General features: G+C 72.7%; 10 protein-coding genes. 2 read left to right on the forward strand and 8 right to left on the reverse strand.

The window, feature by feature from the left end; genetic code table 11:
* Positions 1-97: 97 nt before the first annotated feature.
* From ACSRUE_RS34190 to ACSRUE_RS34210, 5 genes are all read right to left on the reverse strand, one after another.
* Positions 98-1,477, reverse strand: coding sequence for an MFS transporter (locus ACSRUE_RS34190; protein WP_441287255.1), 1,380 nt, complete (start codon positions 1,475-1,477; stop codon positions 98-100).
* 316 nt (positions 1,478-1,793) lie between these two features.
* A complete protein-coding gene (locus tag ACSRUE_RS34195) occupies positions 1,794-4,805 on the reverse strand; it encodes an ATP-binding protein (protein WP_441287256.1) in 3,012 nt (1,003 codons plus the stop codon).
* Entirely contained in the window at positions 4,802-5,119 is a 318-nt protein-coding gene (locus ACSRUE_RS34200) for a hypothetical protein (RefSeq protein ID WP_441287257.1), read from the reverse strand. Before ACSRUE_RS34200 ends, ACSRUE_RS34195 begins: the two co-directional genes overlap by 4 nt.
* Positions 5,120-5,216: 97 nt before the next feature.
* Complete coding sequence (locus ACSRUE_RS34205; RefSeq protein ID WP_441287258.1) at positions 5,217-6,215, reverse strand: macrolide 2'-phosphotransferase; 999 nt, start codon at positions 6,213-6,215, stop codon at positions 5,217-5,219.
* Positions 6,216-6,494: 279 nt separating this feature from the next.
* A complete protein-coding gene (locus ACSRUE_RS34210; protein WP_441287259.1) occupies positions 6,495-7,655 on the reverse strand; it encodes a DTW domain-containing protein in 1,161 nt (386 codons plus the stop codon).
* Positions 7,656-7,918: 263 nt separating this feature from the next.
* Here ACSRUE_RS34210 and ACSRUE_RS34215 point away from each other — a divergent pair, with 263 nt between their 5' ends.
* Positions 7,919-9,367 carry an amino acid permease gene (locus tag ACSRUE_RS34215; protein WP_441287260.1) on the forward strand — a complete coding sequence of 483 codons (1,449 nt, stop codon included), beginning with the start codon at positions 7,919-7,921 and terminating at the stop codon, positions 9,365-9,367.
* Positions 9,368-9,399: 32 nt separating this feature from the next.
* On the opposite strand, the gene meaB is transcribed toward ACSRUE_RS34215, so the two are convergent.
* From meaB to ACSRUE_RS34230, 3 genes are read right to left on the reverse strand one after another with little or no spacing between them, the layout of a single operon-like run.
* The gene (gene meaB, locus ACSRUE_RS34220) at positions 9,400-10,392 is read right to left on the reverse strand and encodes a methylmalonyl Co-A mutase-associated GTPase MeaB (protein ID WP_441287261.1); all 993 of its coding nucleotides are present in this window, start codon (positions 10,390-10,392) and stop codon (positions 9,400-9,402) included.
* A gap of 1 nt (position 10,393) precedes the next feature.
* Positions 10,394-13,042, reverse strand: a complete 2,649-nt coding sequence (scpA, locus tag ACSRUE_RS34225) for a methylmalonyl-CoA mutase (protein ID WP_441287262.1) — start codon at positions 13,040-13,042, stop codon at positions 10,394-10,396.
* Positions 13,035-13,487: a VOC family protein gene (locus tag ACSRUE_RS34230; RefSeq protein WP_441287263.1), complete on the reverse strand. Its 453-nt coding sequence runs from the start codon at positions 13,485-13,487 to the stop codon at positions 13,035-13,037. Before ACSRUE_RS34230 ends, scpA begins: the two co-directional genes overlap by 8 nt.
* A gap of 221 nt (positions 13,488-13,708) precedes the next feature.
* Here ACSRUE_RS34230 and ACSRUE_RS34235 point away from each other — a divergent pair, with 221 nt between their 5' ends.
* On the forward strand, positions 13,709-14,572 hold the full coding sequence (locus tag ACSRUE_RS34235; protein WP_441287264.1) for a PAS domain-containing protein: 864 nt from the start codon (positions 13,709-13,711) through the stop codon (positions 14,570-14,572).
* Positions 14,573-14,585 lie beyond the last annotated feature (13 nt).

Consider the following 14,585-nt stretch of genomic DNA (forward strand, 5'->3'; position numbering starts at 1 on the left):
CATTGCCTGACGGCTGAGCCCGTATCCCGCGGATCTGCGAGGAGCAGGAGGCGGCGGACGGCGCGCGAGCAGCGCTCCGTCCGCCGGGAGATCGCCGTCAAGCCGGGCGATCGAGCTCGTCCCAGAGGCGCACGTCGCTGCGCTCTTTCAGGAAGATCCCGCCGACGACGACGGTGATGAGCGCCACCGCGATCGGATAGAGGAGCCCCGCGTAGATGTTGCCCGTCGCGACCGTCACCGACGAGGCGATGAGCGGCAAGAGCCCGCCGAACACGCCGTTGCCGACGTGGTACGGGATCGAGAGCGACGTGTAACGCACCTTCGCAGGGAAGGCCTCGACGAGGTAGGCCGCGATCGGGCCGTAGACCATCGTGACGAACAGCACGAGCACGAACACGAGCGCGGTGAGCACGACCGGGTTGTCCGCGTTCTGCTTCATCGCCCAGAACACGGGGAAGAAGCCGATCGCGCCGCACAGGTTGCCCGCGAGCATGATCTTCTTCCGGCCGATGCGATCCGAGAGCGCGCCGAAGAACACGAAGAACGGCATGCCGAGGGCGAGCGCGGTGGCGATCACGATCGTGGCCGTGATGAACGGGACCTTGAGCGTGTTCTGCAGGAAGTAGAGGGCATAGAACTGCCCCGTGTACCAGACCACGCCCTGGCCGGCCGTGGCGCCGAAGAGGGCGATCAGGATGACCTTCCAGTTGCGCTTGTTGCCGAGGCTGTCCTTGATGGGAGCGGTCGACGTCTTCCCCTCGGCCTTCAGCTTGCTGAAGATCGGCGACTCCTTGAGGCGGGAACGCACGTAGAAGGACACGCCGACGAGGAGGACCGACAGGAGGAACGGGATGCGCCAGCCCCAGTCCTTGAAGGCCTCCTCGCCCACGAGGAGGCGGGTGCTGAGGATCACCGCCAGCGAGATGAACAGACCGAGCGTCGCCGTGATCTGGATGAACGAGGTGTAGAAGCCGCGCTTCTCGTCGGGTGAGTGCTCGGCGACGTACACCGCCGCGCCGCCGTACTCGCCGCCGAGCGCGAGGCCCTGAACGAGGCGGATCAGGACGAGCGCGATCGGGGCGAGGAGCCCGATCTTGTCGTACGTCGGCAAGAAGCCGATGAGCGCCGTCGCGCCGCCCATGAGCAGCAGCGTCACGAGGAACGCGTACTTCCGACCAACGATGTCGCCGATGCGCCCGAACACGAGCGCGCCGAACGGGCGGACGACGAAGCCCGTGGCGAACGTGCCGAGCGTCAAGAGGAAGCTCGCCGTCGGGTTGTCCTTCGGGAAGAAGTGGGTCGAGATGATCGCGGCGAGACTCCCGAAGATATAGAAGTCGTACCACTCGATCATCGTGCCGCCAGCGGACGCGAAGATGACCTTCCAGAGCGTGGAGCTGCTGACAACCTCACGCTCGGCCGCGGGGGCCGGGCTCGTGGGCGTCGCGGCGAAGGTTTGGGGAGACGTCTGTGCCATGAGAACGGTTCCTCGGAGGAGTTCCAGCGCCTGTCGAGAGGGCCGGAGACGGGCTTAGAGGCGCGCCGAGCGGAAAGAGGCAGCCAGGGTGTTCTTCATGGCTCCTCCTCCCCCGCACGCGAGGGAGGACGAGGGGCCGGCAGCGCGTGGGTCGATGCCCTGTCACCCCCGGCTCGCGGAATGCTGCTCTCTTTGATCCGAATACCACGCAAGCAGCCTTGAGAATACCTGCTCGTCCACGGGGCAAGCACGTTGGCGGGCCCGTTCGGCACGTCTCGTTACGATCGGTAACACCCGACGTCCCGCGCCGACCGCTTCACCCCGCGCCCGCGAGCGGCAGCCGGACGACGACCGTCGTCCCCCGCCCCACCGCGCTCCGCAGCGCGAGGGTCCCGCCGTGATCCTCGACGATCGAGCGCGAGAGCGGCAAGCCGAGCCCCGTGCCGCTCGGGTCGCGCTTCGTCGTCACGAACGGCTCCAGGACCGCGGCGAGGAGCTCCTCGGGGATGCCGCAGCCGTGGTCCTCGACCTCGACGACGATCTGGCCGGCCTCGATCCACCCTCGGACGGCGATGAGCGCGCCGGCCTCGGACGCGTCGCGCGCGTTCGCGAGCAGGTTGACGAAGACCTGGACGAGCTCGCGCCGGTCGCCGATGACGACGAGCGACTCGGGGCAGGCCTGATCCACCCGGACGTGGGGCGCCGCGCGGTCGAGCCGGATGAGCCGCACGGCCTCGGCGACCACCTCGGCGAGCGCCACGCGCCCGACCCGCGCGCGCGCGCCCTCGCCCGGCTTCGGCACGGCGCCGGTGCGGCTGTGGTCGAGCAGGGAGCGCAGGATGGCCTCGATGCGCGCCGCCTCGCCGAGGATGAGGCCCGCCCGCGCGCGGATCTCGTCGTTGTCGGACTCGGCGCGGAGGTTCTGCGCGAGGCAGGCGATGCCGGTGAGCGGGTTGCCGACCTCGTGGGCCACGCCGGCGGCGAGGCGGCCGAGCTGGGCGAGGCGGTCGCGGTGGGCGAGCTGCGCCTCGAGCGCGCGCTGCTCGGTGCGGTCCTCCACGAGCAGGACCACGCCCCCCGAGGCGGCGCGCGCGTCGAGCGGGTCGAGCGCGGCGCGGTGGACGCGCAGCGAGCGCGCGCGCCCGGCCACGTGCGCCTCGATCTCCTCGTCCGCGCCGGCCTCGCCCGCCGAGGCGGCGCGGGCGGCGCGCGCGAACAGCTCCGCGAACGGGGCCGGCAGCCGGTCGAGCGGCGCCCCGACGAGGTCGCGCTCCTCGGCGCCGACGAGCGCCTCGAGGCGCCGGTTCACGAGGCTGATCGCGCCGTCGGAGCCCACGGCGCAGACGCCGAGGGGGAGCTGCGCGAGCACCGAGCGGAGCCAGCGCCGCAGGAGATCGAGCTCCTTCGCGGCGCCGACGAACGTCGTCGTGGCCTCCCCGCGCGCTAGGCGCCGCTCCAGCCACCGGAGCTCCTCGGTGAGCGCGCCGCTCGCCGCCCTGCTGCCGAGCGCCCCCGGGGCGGCCTGCGCGTCCGCCTCCGCGACGGTCCTCGCGAGCACCGGGCCGACGAGCGGCGACAGGTTGCGGTGCAGGCGCTCCTGGAGCGCGTGGAGCTCCGTCGGCCGCGTCTCGTCGCGCGGGATGTCGAGCTCGATCCGGGCGCGCGTGACCTCGAGCGCGGCCGCCTCGCGGCCCAGCAGCCGAGCGAGCCGCTCCTCCAGCGCGCCCACGCTCGAGGCCACGGTCGCGCGCTCGACCGACGGGCCGATCTCGCGGCGCGTGCACAGGCGCGCCGCCTCGCGCTCCTCCTCGGCCGGGGGGCGCAGGAGCGAGACGAGCCCGAGCGTGGCGCCGTTGACGGCGAGCGACACGAACGTGGGCAGCGACCAGGTGTCCGTGACCGTCACGTACACGGCGGGGTCGGCCCGGCCCGCGCCCTCGCGCAGGAGATCGAGCCACCCCGGGTCGAGCCCGGACAGCTCGGGCAGGAAGGGCGCGAGGCAGGTGGCGGTCCACGTGCCGATGCCGGCGAGGAGCCCGGCGAGGAACCCGGCGCGCGTCGCCCGCTCCCAGAAGAGCGCGGCGAGCAGCCCCGGCAGGAACTGCGCGAAGGCGACGAACGACACGATGCCGCTCTCGACGAGCAGCCCGCGGTGCGGCTGCGCGCGGTGGAAGAGCCACCCGCCGGCGAGGATGACGACCAGGAGCCCCCGGCGGAGCCACAGCACGCGCGCGTAGACGTTGCGGCGCAGCGTCCTCCGGGCGAGCGGCAGGAGCAGGTGCGTGGCGCTGGCGCTCGCGAGGGCGACGGCCGTGACCATGACCATGGCGCTCGCCGCGGAGATGCCGCCGATGAACGCGGCGAGCGCGAGCCAGCCGTGGCCGAGCAGCTGCGGCACGAGCAGCACGTAGCTGTCGGCGGGCTCGGCCGGCGCGAGGCGGGTCCCGGCCCAGAGGACGGGCAGGACGGGCAGGTTGAGCGCGAGCAGGAAGAGCGGGAAGGCCCAGGCCGCCCTGGCGAGCGCGCGGTCGCCGGCGCCGCCCGCGAACGCCATGTGCCACTGCCTCGGCAGCAGGAAGGCGGCGGCGAAGCTGATGACGAGCATCGACGTCCAGCCGCTGTCCTCGCGCACCGGGCGGCCGAGCGCCTCGACCTCGGCGGCGTGCTCGCCGAGCCAGTCCGCGAGCCCGCCCGCCCCGCCGAAGACCCCGAGAACGGCGACGAGGCCCACGAGCGCGAGCACGGCGAGCTTCGCCGCCGACTCGAACGCGACCGCCGCCGCGAGGCCGTCCTCCCGCCCCTGCTCGGCGGCCGGGCGGGCGCCGAAGAACGCCGTGAAGAGCGTCAGCAGCGCCCAGAAGACGGCGCCCACGGCCTCCTCGTGCCCGGGCCCGGAGAGCAAGCGGACCGACTGCTCGGTCGCGCGGAACTGCTGCGCGACGTAGGGCACGCTGGCGACGACGGAGAAGGCGGCGACGACCGCCCCCGCCGCGGGGCTCTGGAAGCGGAAGGCGAAGAGGTCGGCGAGCGAGGAGAGGCGCTGCTCGCGCGTGATCCGCAGGACCCGCGACCAGAGGAGCGGGGTGGCGATGCACGCGAGCGTCGGGCCGAGGTAGACCGCGAGGAAGACGAGGCCGTGGCGCTGCGCGAAGCCGACGCCGCCGTAGTAGGTCCACGACGAGGCGTAGACGCCGAGCGACAGGGCGAGGACGAGCGGGTGACGCGCGAGCGCGCGGGGGATCCGCTCGCGCTGCGCGGCGAGCGCGATCGCGGCGAGCACGGCGAGCCAGCCCACCGTGGCGAAGAGCAGGACGCCGACGTCGATCACGGCGGCCCTCGATCGGCGTCACCGGCACCGTCACCGGGCCCCGGGTCGCCGCGCGCGGGATCGCCGCGCGCGGGATCGCCCCGCGCGGGATCGCCGCGCGCGGGATCGCTGATCGCCGGGTCTCCGCGGTCGCCGCGCGCCGCGAGCACGGCGAGCGCGATCAGCGCGGCCCAGACCGCGAAGACCGTGGCCACCGCGAGCAGGCCTCGGGCCCAGAGCAGCCGCGCCGGCGACACGAGCAGCACCGTGCCCAGCAGCATGAGCACGAGCGCGCGATCCGCCGCGCCGGCATCCGCGCCGTGTCCTCCGGTCATGCGGAAAGGCTACTCAGGGCCGCAGCGGCTGAACATGCGCGGGCTCACAACGCAACGCGTTATCTCGATGGGGTGATGGGGCGCGACGAGCCGGGCCTCACCCGCTCTCGGCCGCGATCCCTGCGAGCAGGTTGCGCGCGTGGGCGATCACGCCCTCGTTGCCCGAGTCGGCGCCCCACTTCGCTGCCAGCGCGGGCCACGCCGCCCAGCGCTCGGCGGCGTGGGCCGCGAGGCCGGGCCACGTGGCGCCGCCGGCCGCCTCGAAGCGCGCGATGAGCGCGTCGAGCACCCCCTTGCCGAAGGCGCCGGCGAAGAGCGCGAAGTCGCTCGAGGGGTCGCCGAGGTGGGCCTCGGTCCAGTCGAGGATCCCGGTGAGCCGGCCGCCCTCGTCGACGAGCATGTGCCCGGGGTGCAGGTCGCCGTGCACGAGGGCGAGGTGGCGCGGCCAGATCGCGTCGTTCGCGAGCCAGCGCTGCCAGCGCGCCCACAGGACGTCCGGCGGCGCCAGCGCGGCGCGCGTCTCGTCCATGGCGCGCGCGAGGACCTGGCGCGCCTCGTCGATCGGCTTCACGGGGACGCCCGCCGCCTCGATCTCCGCCGCGCCGATGCGCTGCAGCGCCGCGAGGGCCTCGGCCATCGACGCGATGAACGCCGCCGACGGCGCCGCCGGGTCGACGCGGTTCCAGCGAACGCCCGCCTCGGGATCGATGGAGATCGCGGGCACGTCGACGAGCCGCGGGTAGGCGATCACCTGATCGGTGTGCACGCGCCAGTCGGGCACGGAGACCGGCAGGTGCTTGCGCACGAGGGCCAGCACGCGCGCCTCCACGCGGGCCGACGCGACCACCGCGGGCCGGCGCGGCGTGCGCACGACCCACGGCGCGCCGTCCTCGTCGTGGGCGTGCACGACGAGGAAGTCGAGCCCGGACTGGTCGAAGTCGGCGTGGCTCGTGGCGAGCCGGAGCCCCTCGCGGCGCGCCGCATCGAGGAGCGCGCCGGCGGACTCGATCGGCGCGAAGGAGGTCGGCGCGAAGGAGGAAGGAGCGGTGGAAGAGCTGGTGGACGAGGAGTCTTGGTGTTCTTGGCGTTCGGTCATGATCGCGAGCCTCTGGGCGCGCCGCCGGCAGGGCGGCGCGCGTGAAGGGGGGAAGACTCGCGGCGCGAGCTCACGACCGATGCGCGTGGCGTGATCCATCCAGGCTCCCGGGCGTGAGTCGACGCGCCCCGGTCTTCCACGTTTCGAGCGAGCTCGGAGGAAGACAGGGCACGGACAGGCACCCGCGCGCTCACCGCGTGCCCCGGCGGCGCCGGAGCTACGGGGAGGACGAGGATGCCGGACTCAGCGGAACCGGATGGAATGCACGGACGGAGAATCTCATGCGGCGCCCCGCGCGGCAACGTCGTCCTCGCCCGCGAGGTCGAGGAGGCGCGCGAGGACGACCTCGAGCCACCCCACCGTGCGCCCGGCGCGCCCGCCGCCGCGCGCCGCGGGCTCCCCGGCCAGGAGCGCCCGCGCCCCGTTGGCGATGCCGCCGGGCCGCCGGCGCAGGTACCGCGCGCAGAGGTCGCGCAGGTCGAGGGAGGGCGGGCGCCCGAGGCCCTCCTGCGCGAGCAGGTCCACGGTGAAGGTGCCCCAGGCGCCCAGCACGCCGCCCGGGCCGACGAAGGCGCGGAACCGGGTCAGGGCGGTGCTCACGTCCTCGCCGTCGAGCAAGCGGCGCTCGGGCACCTCGAGCTGGTGCGCGACGCTCGGGCCCAGCGGCCGCCGCGGGCGGAGGAACGCCTCGAAGCGCTCGCCCGACGCGCGGCAGGCCACGAGGTGCACGAGCTCGGACGTCGGCTCGCCCGCGCCCGCGCCCGCCGGCCAGCCGGAGCTGGCCCCGCCGTCGACGAGCACCACCCTCGCCGGCTCGACGAGGTAGGGGCGCAGCGGCGCGAGCGGCGAGGCCGCCTGCGCGCGCCGCCGTCGCGGGGCCTTGCTCGTCGCCTGGTGCTCGATCTGCCGGTCGACCATGAACGTGAAGGCCCGGAGCATCTCGTCGAAGCGCGCGGGCTCGCCCTCGAGCGCGGCCAGCGCGCTGGCCACCGCCTCGACCGTGGCGAGGCACTCGGGCCGGGGCTCCTTGCGGATGCGGTAGTTGCCCGGCGCGCGGGGGGTCACGCCGATGCGGCGCACCGAGGCCAGGCGCGGGTTCAGCGCGAGCATCTTCCTCGCCTGCGACCACGTGCCGTCGACGACGATGAGCGAGCGCACCGGCGCCCCGCCCGCCGCGGGCGCGTCGCCCCCGGGGAAGAGCAGGGCCGTGGTCGGATCGCTCGCGAGGGCGGCGATCCGGGCGTCGTCCTCGAAGACCACCCCCTCGTGCAGCTCGGAGTTGGGCAGCGCCAGGTGGGTCATGCGCGCCGTGCCGATGCCCACCTTCCGCTCGCGCGGGTGCTGGAGGAGCACGACCCGGGTCCTCGTCGGCAAGGAGGGCAGGAGCGCGCAATAGCAGACCGGACGGGGGCGCCGGCAGCGCCAGCAGACGTCGCGCATGGGAGGCCCCTTGTACCGCATCCCTGGCGGGTGAAGGACCGAGCCGGGGGTCGCCGCCCTCGCGGACGATACGACCGGCCCGTCGAGGCGGCGCAGCTCGCGAACGTCGTCCGCGGCATGCTCCTGGAGGGGCTGAGGCCGCGTCCGGCAGAGCCTCTTCCCGCGGACGAGTCTCCGGCTTGACGTGCCGCGGGCCGGGCCGCAGAGCCTGCGCAGCGAAGGCCATGGGGAGCCGGCTACTCGTCCGCAAGCCGATGTCGGTCATGAACAAGGAGCTGGAGGCGGAGCACCGCCTCCGGCGCGCCCTTGGGCCGCTGCAGCTAACGAGCCTCGGGATCGGCGCCATCGTCGGGACAGGCATCTTCGTACTCACCGGTCAGGCCGCGCACGACAAGGCAGGTCCTTCGCTGATGCTGTCCTTCGTGGTCGCGGGGATGGCCTGCGTGTTCGCGGCCCTCTGTTACGCGGAGTTCGCGGCGATGGTGCCGGTCGCGGGCTCGGCTTATACGTACGCGTACGCGACGCTCGGCGAGCTGCCGGCGTGGATCATCGGGTGGGATCTCGTCCTCGAGTACGCCGTCGGCGCCGCCGCCGTGGCGCACGGGTGGTCCCACTATGTCCAGGACTTGATCGGGATCTTCGGGATAGAGCTGCCAAGAGAGCTCAGGAGCGCGCCGTTCGACTACGATCCGGCGCTCGGCGAGCTGGTGTCCACAAGGGCCATCCTCGATCTCCCGGCCATCGTCGTGACGGCCGCGGTCACGGTGGTCCTGCTCAAGGGCATCCGCGAGAGCGCGACAATCAACGTCGTGATGGTCGCGCTCAAGCTCGCCGTCGTGCTCTTCGTCATCGTTGTCGGCGCGTTCTACGTCACCCCGGACAACTGGCGGCCGTTCGCGCCGTTCGGGCTCGGGGGGCTCAGCGTCTTCGGACACACGATATTCGGCGAGATCGGCAAGGGGGGAGAGCCGCTCGGGATGCTCGCCGGCGCCGCGACCATCTTCTTCGCCTACATCGGGTTCGACGCGGTATCGGCGCACGCGGAGGAGGCGAAGCACCCGCAGCGCGATCTCCCCATCGGCATCGTGGCCTCGCTCATCATCTGCACCACCCTGTACGTCGCCGTCGCGGCGATCCTGACCGGCATGGTGCCCTACACCGAGCTGAGCATCGACGCGCCGGTCTCCGACGCCTTCGCGCGCGTCGGCCTCCCGTGGGCGCAGTTCATCATCTCCCTCGGGGCGGTCGCCGGAATCACCTCCGTGCTGCTCGTGCTCATGCTCAGCCAGCCGCGCGTGCTGCTCGCCATCGCCCGCGACGGGCTCCTGCCCAGAGGCTTCTTCGGCGCGGTGCACCCGGTCTTCAAGACGCCGTGGAAGTCCACCCTCCTCACCGGGTTTGTGGTCGCCACCCTCTCGGCGCTCCTCCCGCTGCGGATCCTGGCGGAGCTCGTCAACATCGGGACGCTCCTTGCGTTCCTGTTCGTATGCGCGGCGGTCCTGATCATGCGCCGGACGGCGCCGGACGCGCCGCGCCCGTTCCGGGTGCCGCTCTATCCGCTCACGCCGATCCTCGGGATCGTGATCTGTCTCCTCCTCATGTTCTCGCTGCCCACCGAGAACTGGCTCCGTCTCGGCGCCTGGCTCCTCCTCGGGCTCGCGATCTACTTCGGCTACAGCCGCAAGCACAGCGCGCTCACGGCGAGCCAGTGACGCCGCGGCGCTCACCGCGTTCGGCCCCGCCGTCACCCCTTCCCGGCCGGATCCCAGGCCTCCAGCAGCTGCCGCGCGGCGCGCAGCGGGCTGAGCGATCCCGCCTCGACGAGCACCTCCACGCCGGACAGGCGCTCGCGCACGCCGGCGCTGCGCAGGAACGCCTCCCGCAGGTGCCCCTCGATGAGCTCGAACAGCCAGCGGCGCGCCTGCGCCCCGCGGCGGCGCAGGCGCCAGCCGCTGGCCTGCATGTGCGCGCGGTGGCGCAGCACGATCTCCCACGCCTCGCTGACGCCGCGGCCCTCCTGGGCCGAGCAGACGCCAACGACGGGCGCCCAGCCGTGAGGCGCCGGAGGGAACAGGTGCAAGGCGCTCTCGTAATCGCGGCGCGCTCGCGCGGCCCTGTCGACGTTCCCGCCGTCGGCCTTGTTGATGATCACGAGATCGACAAGCTCCATGATGCCCCGCTTCACGCCTTGCAGCTCGTCGCCGGCCCCGGGCAGCATGAGGAGCAGGAAGCAGTCCGTCATGTCGGCGACCGCGACCTCGGATTGCCCGACACCGACCGTCTCGACAAGGATGTTGCGGTATCCCGCCGCCTCGCAGAGCAGGATGGCCTGGCGCGTGGCCCGCGCCACGCCGCCGAGCGAGCCGCCCGACGGCGAGGGGCGGATGAAGGCCCGCGGGTCGCTCGCCAGCCGTGGCATCCGCGTCTTGTCGCCGAGGATGCTCCCGCCGTGGACAGGGCTGCTCGGGTCGACCGCGAGCACGGCCACCGTCTCCTCGCGGTCGCGCACGAGGTGAACGCCGAGCGCGTCGACGAACGTGCTCTTGCCGACCCCGGGCACGCCGGTGATGCCGAGGCGCGTGGCGCCGCCGGCGTGCGGCAGGCAGCGCTCCAGGACCTCCTCGGCGAGCTCCTGGTGGCGGGGGAGCGAGCTCTCGGCCAGCGTGATCGCGCGCGCGAGCGCCGCCCGGTCGCCCGCGAGGAGACCGTCGACGAGCTGCCTCGGGCTCGACTTCAACCTAGCGCGCCTCCTGCGACGAGAGGCCCCCGAGGAGCGTCCGGACGATCCGCGCCGCCGCCTCGGGGATGACCGTCCCGGGCCCGAAGATCCCCGCCACGCCGCGCTCCTCCAGAACCCGGTAGTCCTGCGGCGGGATCACGCCGCCCGCCACCACGAGGATGTCCCCGCGGCCGGCCTGCCCGAGCGCGTCGATGAGCTGCGGCACCAGCGTCTTGTGGCCGCCGGCGAGCGAGGAGACCCCGACCACGTGCACGTCGTTCTCGACGGCGTGGCGCGCCACCTCGTCCGGGGTCTGGAAGAGCGGGCCGATGTCGACGTCGAACCCGAGATCCGCGAAGGCGGTGGCGATGACCTTCATCCCCCGGTCGTGCCCGTCTTGACCCATCTTGGCGACCAGGATGCGCGGGCGCCGGCCCTCGAGGGCCGCGAACTCGCGGACGAGCGCCTCCACCTCGCGGCCGGCGCCCGCGTCGCGGAGCTCCGCGCCGTACACGCCGCTCACCGTGCGCACCGGGGCCTCGTAGCGGCCGAAGACGCGCTCGAGCGCGCCGGAGATCTCGCCGAGCGTCGCGCGGCGGCGCGCGGCGTCGGCGGCGAGCGAAAGCAGGTTCCCTTCGCCCGTCTCGGCGGCGCGGGTGAGCGCGGCGAGCGACTCGCCCACGGCGCCCTCCGCGCGGGCGGCCTTCACCTCGCGCAGCCGCGCGAGCTGGTTCTCGCGAACCGCGGTGTTGTCCACCTCGCGGAGCGCGATCGGCGCCTCTCTCTCCAGCCTGTACGCGTTGACCCCGACGATGACGTCACGGCCCGCGTCGATCCGGGCCTGCTTCCGGGCCGCGGCCTCCTCGATGCGCAGCTTGGGCAGGCCGTTCTCGATGGCCTTGACCATGCCGCCCAGGGACTCCACCTCCTGGATGAACTGCCACGCTCTCCGCGCGAGCCGGTCCGTCAGGCGCTCGACGTGGTGGGAGCCGCCCCACGGGTCGATGACCCGGCAGACATCGGTCTCCCGCTGCAAGAAGAGCTGCGTGTCGCGCGCGATCTTCGCCGAGAAGTCCGAGGGGAGCGCCAGCGCCTCGTCCAGCGCGTTCGTGTGCAGCGACTGCGTGCCGCCGAGAACCGCCGCGAGCGCCTCGACGGCCGTGCGCGTGACGTTGTTGAACGGGTCCTGCTCGGTGAGGCTCCAGCCCGACGTCTGGCAGTGGGTCCTGAGCGCCATCGTCTTCGGGTTCTTCGGGTGGAACCCCTTCACGATCTTCGCCCACAGGAGCCGCGCGGCCCGCAGCTTGGCGATCTCGGTGAAATGGTCCATGCCGATGCCGAAGAAGAACGAGAACCGCCCGGCGAAATCGTCGATATCCATGCCCGACGCGAGCCCGGTGCGCAGGTACTCGAGGCCGTCGGCGAGCGTGTACGCGAGCTCCAGCTCGGCGGTCGCGCCGGCCTCCTGCATGTGATAGCCGCTGATGCTGATCGAGTTGAACTTCGGCATCTTCTCGGCGGTGTAACGGAAGATGTCGGCGACGATCCTCATCGACGGCGCCGGAGGGTAGATATAGGTGTTCCGGACCATGAACTCCTTGAGGATGTCGTTCTGGATGGTCCCGGAGAGCAGCTCGGGGCGCACGCCCTGCTCCTCGGCGGCGACGATGTAGAACGCCATGACGGGGAGCACGGCGCCGTTCATGGTCATCGACACGCTCATCGTATCGAGCGGTATCTGGTCGAAGAGGATCTTCATGTCCTCGACGGTGTCGATGGCCACGCCGGCCTTCCCCACGTCGCCGACCACGCGCGGGTGATCCGAGTCGTAGCCGCGGTGGGTCGCGAGGTCGAAGGCCACCGAGAGCCCGGTCTGCCCGGCGGCCAGGTTGCGGCGGTAGAACGCGTTCGACTCCTCGGCCGTGGAGTACCCTGCGTACTGGCGGACGGTCCACGGGCGGACCACGTACATGCTGGTATACGGCCCGCGCAGGAACGGCGGCGCGCCGGCGGAGAAGCCGAGGTGCTCGAGCGACGCGACGTCCGGCGGGGCCGCGCCCGGCGCCGGGATCTCCGTCGTGTCGCCGAGCTGCTGCAGCGCCGCGCGCGCGAGGCTCCGCGCGAGCTGCTCGATGGTCCAGGAGCCGGCCGCCGGGCTGTCTCGCGCGTCGAAGCGGGCCTCCTCGCGGAGGATGACCCGGGCGTTGCCGAGCAGGCGCTCGGGCGGCGAGACGACGATGTCGTCCGCGCCGCCCGCGATGGCCGCCATCATCCCGACGACGCCGCGGAGGAGGTTCTTGTGCTCCTCGTCGCCGGGGACCGCGGCCGACGGGATGACGGCGGTGATCGTGGCGCCCGGCCGCAGGCGCTCGGCCAGGAGGCGCGCGGCAGAGAGGCGGGCGATCTCCAGGAAATAGCTGCATCCCATCGTGAAGCGCAGCTCCGGGGAGCCGCTCCGGAGCTCGGCGACCAGCGACGCCACGAGCGGGCCGCCCGTGGCCGGCGGGAGCGGGGGGCTGTCCGGCGCGAAGATCGGCGGCACGAGGAGCCCCTCGGCGCTCGCCCACGAGAGGTCGTCCGCGGTCTTGCCCTTGAGATCCCGGTGGAGCGCCTGCTTCCACGTCGCGAGCGCGACCGGCGCGAAATCGGCGAAGAGCCTGTCATCCATGGGACTGCACGACCTCGATGAGGTGACCGAACGGCGCGTCATCGCGCGATCGGGGGTGCACGAAGAAGATCGTCGTGCCCCGGGAGCCCGGCCGCGGCGCCGCGTCGATGATGCGGAAGCCGCGCGCCTTGAGCTCTTCGAAGGCGGCCTGGACGTCGCTGACCCGGTAGGCGACGTGGGCGAAGCCCCCGCGACCGCCGTTCTTCTCGATGAGCTTCTGGACGGGAGACTCGGGAGAGAGCGGCTCGAGGAGCTGGACGTGGTTGTCGCTGTCGCCGATGCGGAGCATCACCTCGCGGACCTGATCCGTGCCCCGCACCTCCTCCCGGTGCACCTCGCGGAAGCCGAGCATCTCGTACGCCTTCACCTGCGCGTCGAGCTGCCCGGCGGGCACCGCCATGGCGATGTGGTCGATGAACAGAAACCCGGGAATCTGGTCCTGCATGGGCTCTCGTTGGATCGGGAGGCCGGTCGGAGCTGCAGGGGCCGGCCGTGTCGAGGGGGGCGCCATGCGCGCAGCTTGCGCCGCGAAGCGGGGCGGCGGCAAGAGACGCGCGACGTCAGCGACGCGCGACGGGCTGCGGGCGTCGTTATAGTTATAGATAGACTCGCGACGACGTGCGAGAGCGGGAGCGCGCCCGGGACAACACAGGGGGAGCGTGCGACATGCAGGGACGGGATCACGACGAGCTCGTCGCGGAACTCGAGCGGCTGCGCCTGCGCGTGAGCGAGCTCGAGAAGGAAAGGATCCGTCGCGACGCGGGGGTGGAACGGCTCGAGGACTACGTGCGACTCCTGACGAGCTACATGCCGGCGGCGGTCGCGCTGTTCGACCGCGACATGCGTTACCTGCTGACGAGCAAGCGCTGGCTCGATGACTATGGCCTCTCGCCGCGCGAGATCATCGGTCTCTCGCACTACGAGGTCTTCCCCGAGATCCCGCAGCGATGGAAGGACACCCATGCGCGCTGCCTCGCGGGGGCGAGCGAGCGCCACGAGGAGGACCCGTTCCAGCGGGCCGACGGGCGCATCGAGTGGGTGCGCTGGCAGGTCTTCCCGTGGCACGACGAGCGCGGCGAGATCGGCGGGATCATGATGTTCACCGAGGTCATCACCAAGCAGAAGGAGCTCCAGGATCGGCTGCGCGTGCAGTCCGCCGCCCTTCGCGAGCTCTCGACGCCGATCATCCCGATCTGCGACGAGGTGCTGGTCCTGCCGCTCATCGGCACGCTGGACGAGCGCCGCTCGCAGCAGATGACGGAGGCGCTCCTCGACAAGATCGCCGACAAGGGAGCGCAGATTTGCATCGTCGACCTCACGGGCGTCTCCGCCTTCGATACGCGGGCAGCGAGCGCGCTCGCGCGGATCGCCCAGGCGGTGCGGCTGCTCGGCGCCGAGGTGGTGTTGACGGGCATCCGGCCCGAGGTCGCTCAGGCGCTGATCGGCCTGGAGGTGGAGCTCGGCAGCATCGTCACGCGCCGCGACCTCTCGCACGGGATCGCGTTCGCGATGGCGACCAGGAAGCCCTGACCGCCCGACCCCT

Origin of the sequence: Sorangium sp. KYC3313 (assembly GCF_052075895.1) — a bacterium.
Lineage (GTDB): Bacteria > Myxococcota_A > Polyangia > Polyangiales > Polyangiaceae > Sorangium > Sorangium cellulosum_B.

Bases quoted from the DNA above. Each gene is read 5' to 3' on its own strand.
- ACSRUE_RS34190 (WP_441287255.1), bottom strand. From the start codon at position 1,477: ATGGCACAGACGTCTCCCCAAACCTTCGCCGCGACGCCCACGAGCCCG.
- ACSRUE_RS34200 (WP_441287257.1), bottom strand. From the start codon at position 5,119: ATGACCGGAGGACACGGCGCGGATGCCGGCGCGGCGGATCGCGCGCTC.
- ACSRUE_RS34205 (WP_441287258.1), bottom strand. From the start codon at position 6,215: ATGACCGAACGCCAAGAACACCAAGACTCCTCGTCCACCAGCTCTTCC.
- ACSRUE_RS34210 (WP_441287259.1), bottom strand. From the start codon at position 7,655: ATGCGCGACGTCTGCTGGCGCTGCCGGCGCCCCCGTCCGGTCTGCTAT.
- ACSRUE_RS34215 (WP_441287260.1), top strand. From the start codon at position 7,919: ATGAACAAGGAGCTGGAGGCGGAGCACCGCCTCCGGCGCGCCCTTGGG.
- scpA (WP_441287262.1), bottom strand. From the start codon at position 13,042: ATGGATGACAGGCTCTTCGCCGATTTCGCGCCGGTCGCGCTCGCGACG.
- ACSRUE_RS34230 (WP_441287263.1), bottom strand. From the start codon at position 13,487: ATGCAGGACCAGATTCCCGGGTTTCTGTTCATCGACCACATCGCCATG.
- ACSRUE_RS34235 (WP_441287264.1), top strand. From the start codon at position 13,709: ATGCAGGGACGGGATCACGACGAGCTCGTCGCGGAACTCGAGCGGCTG.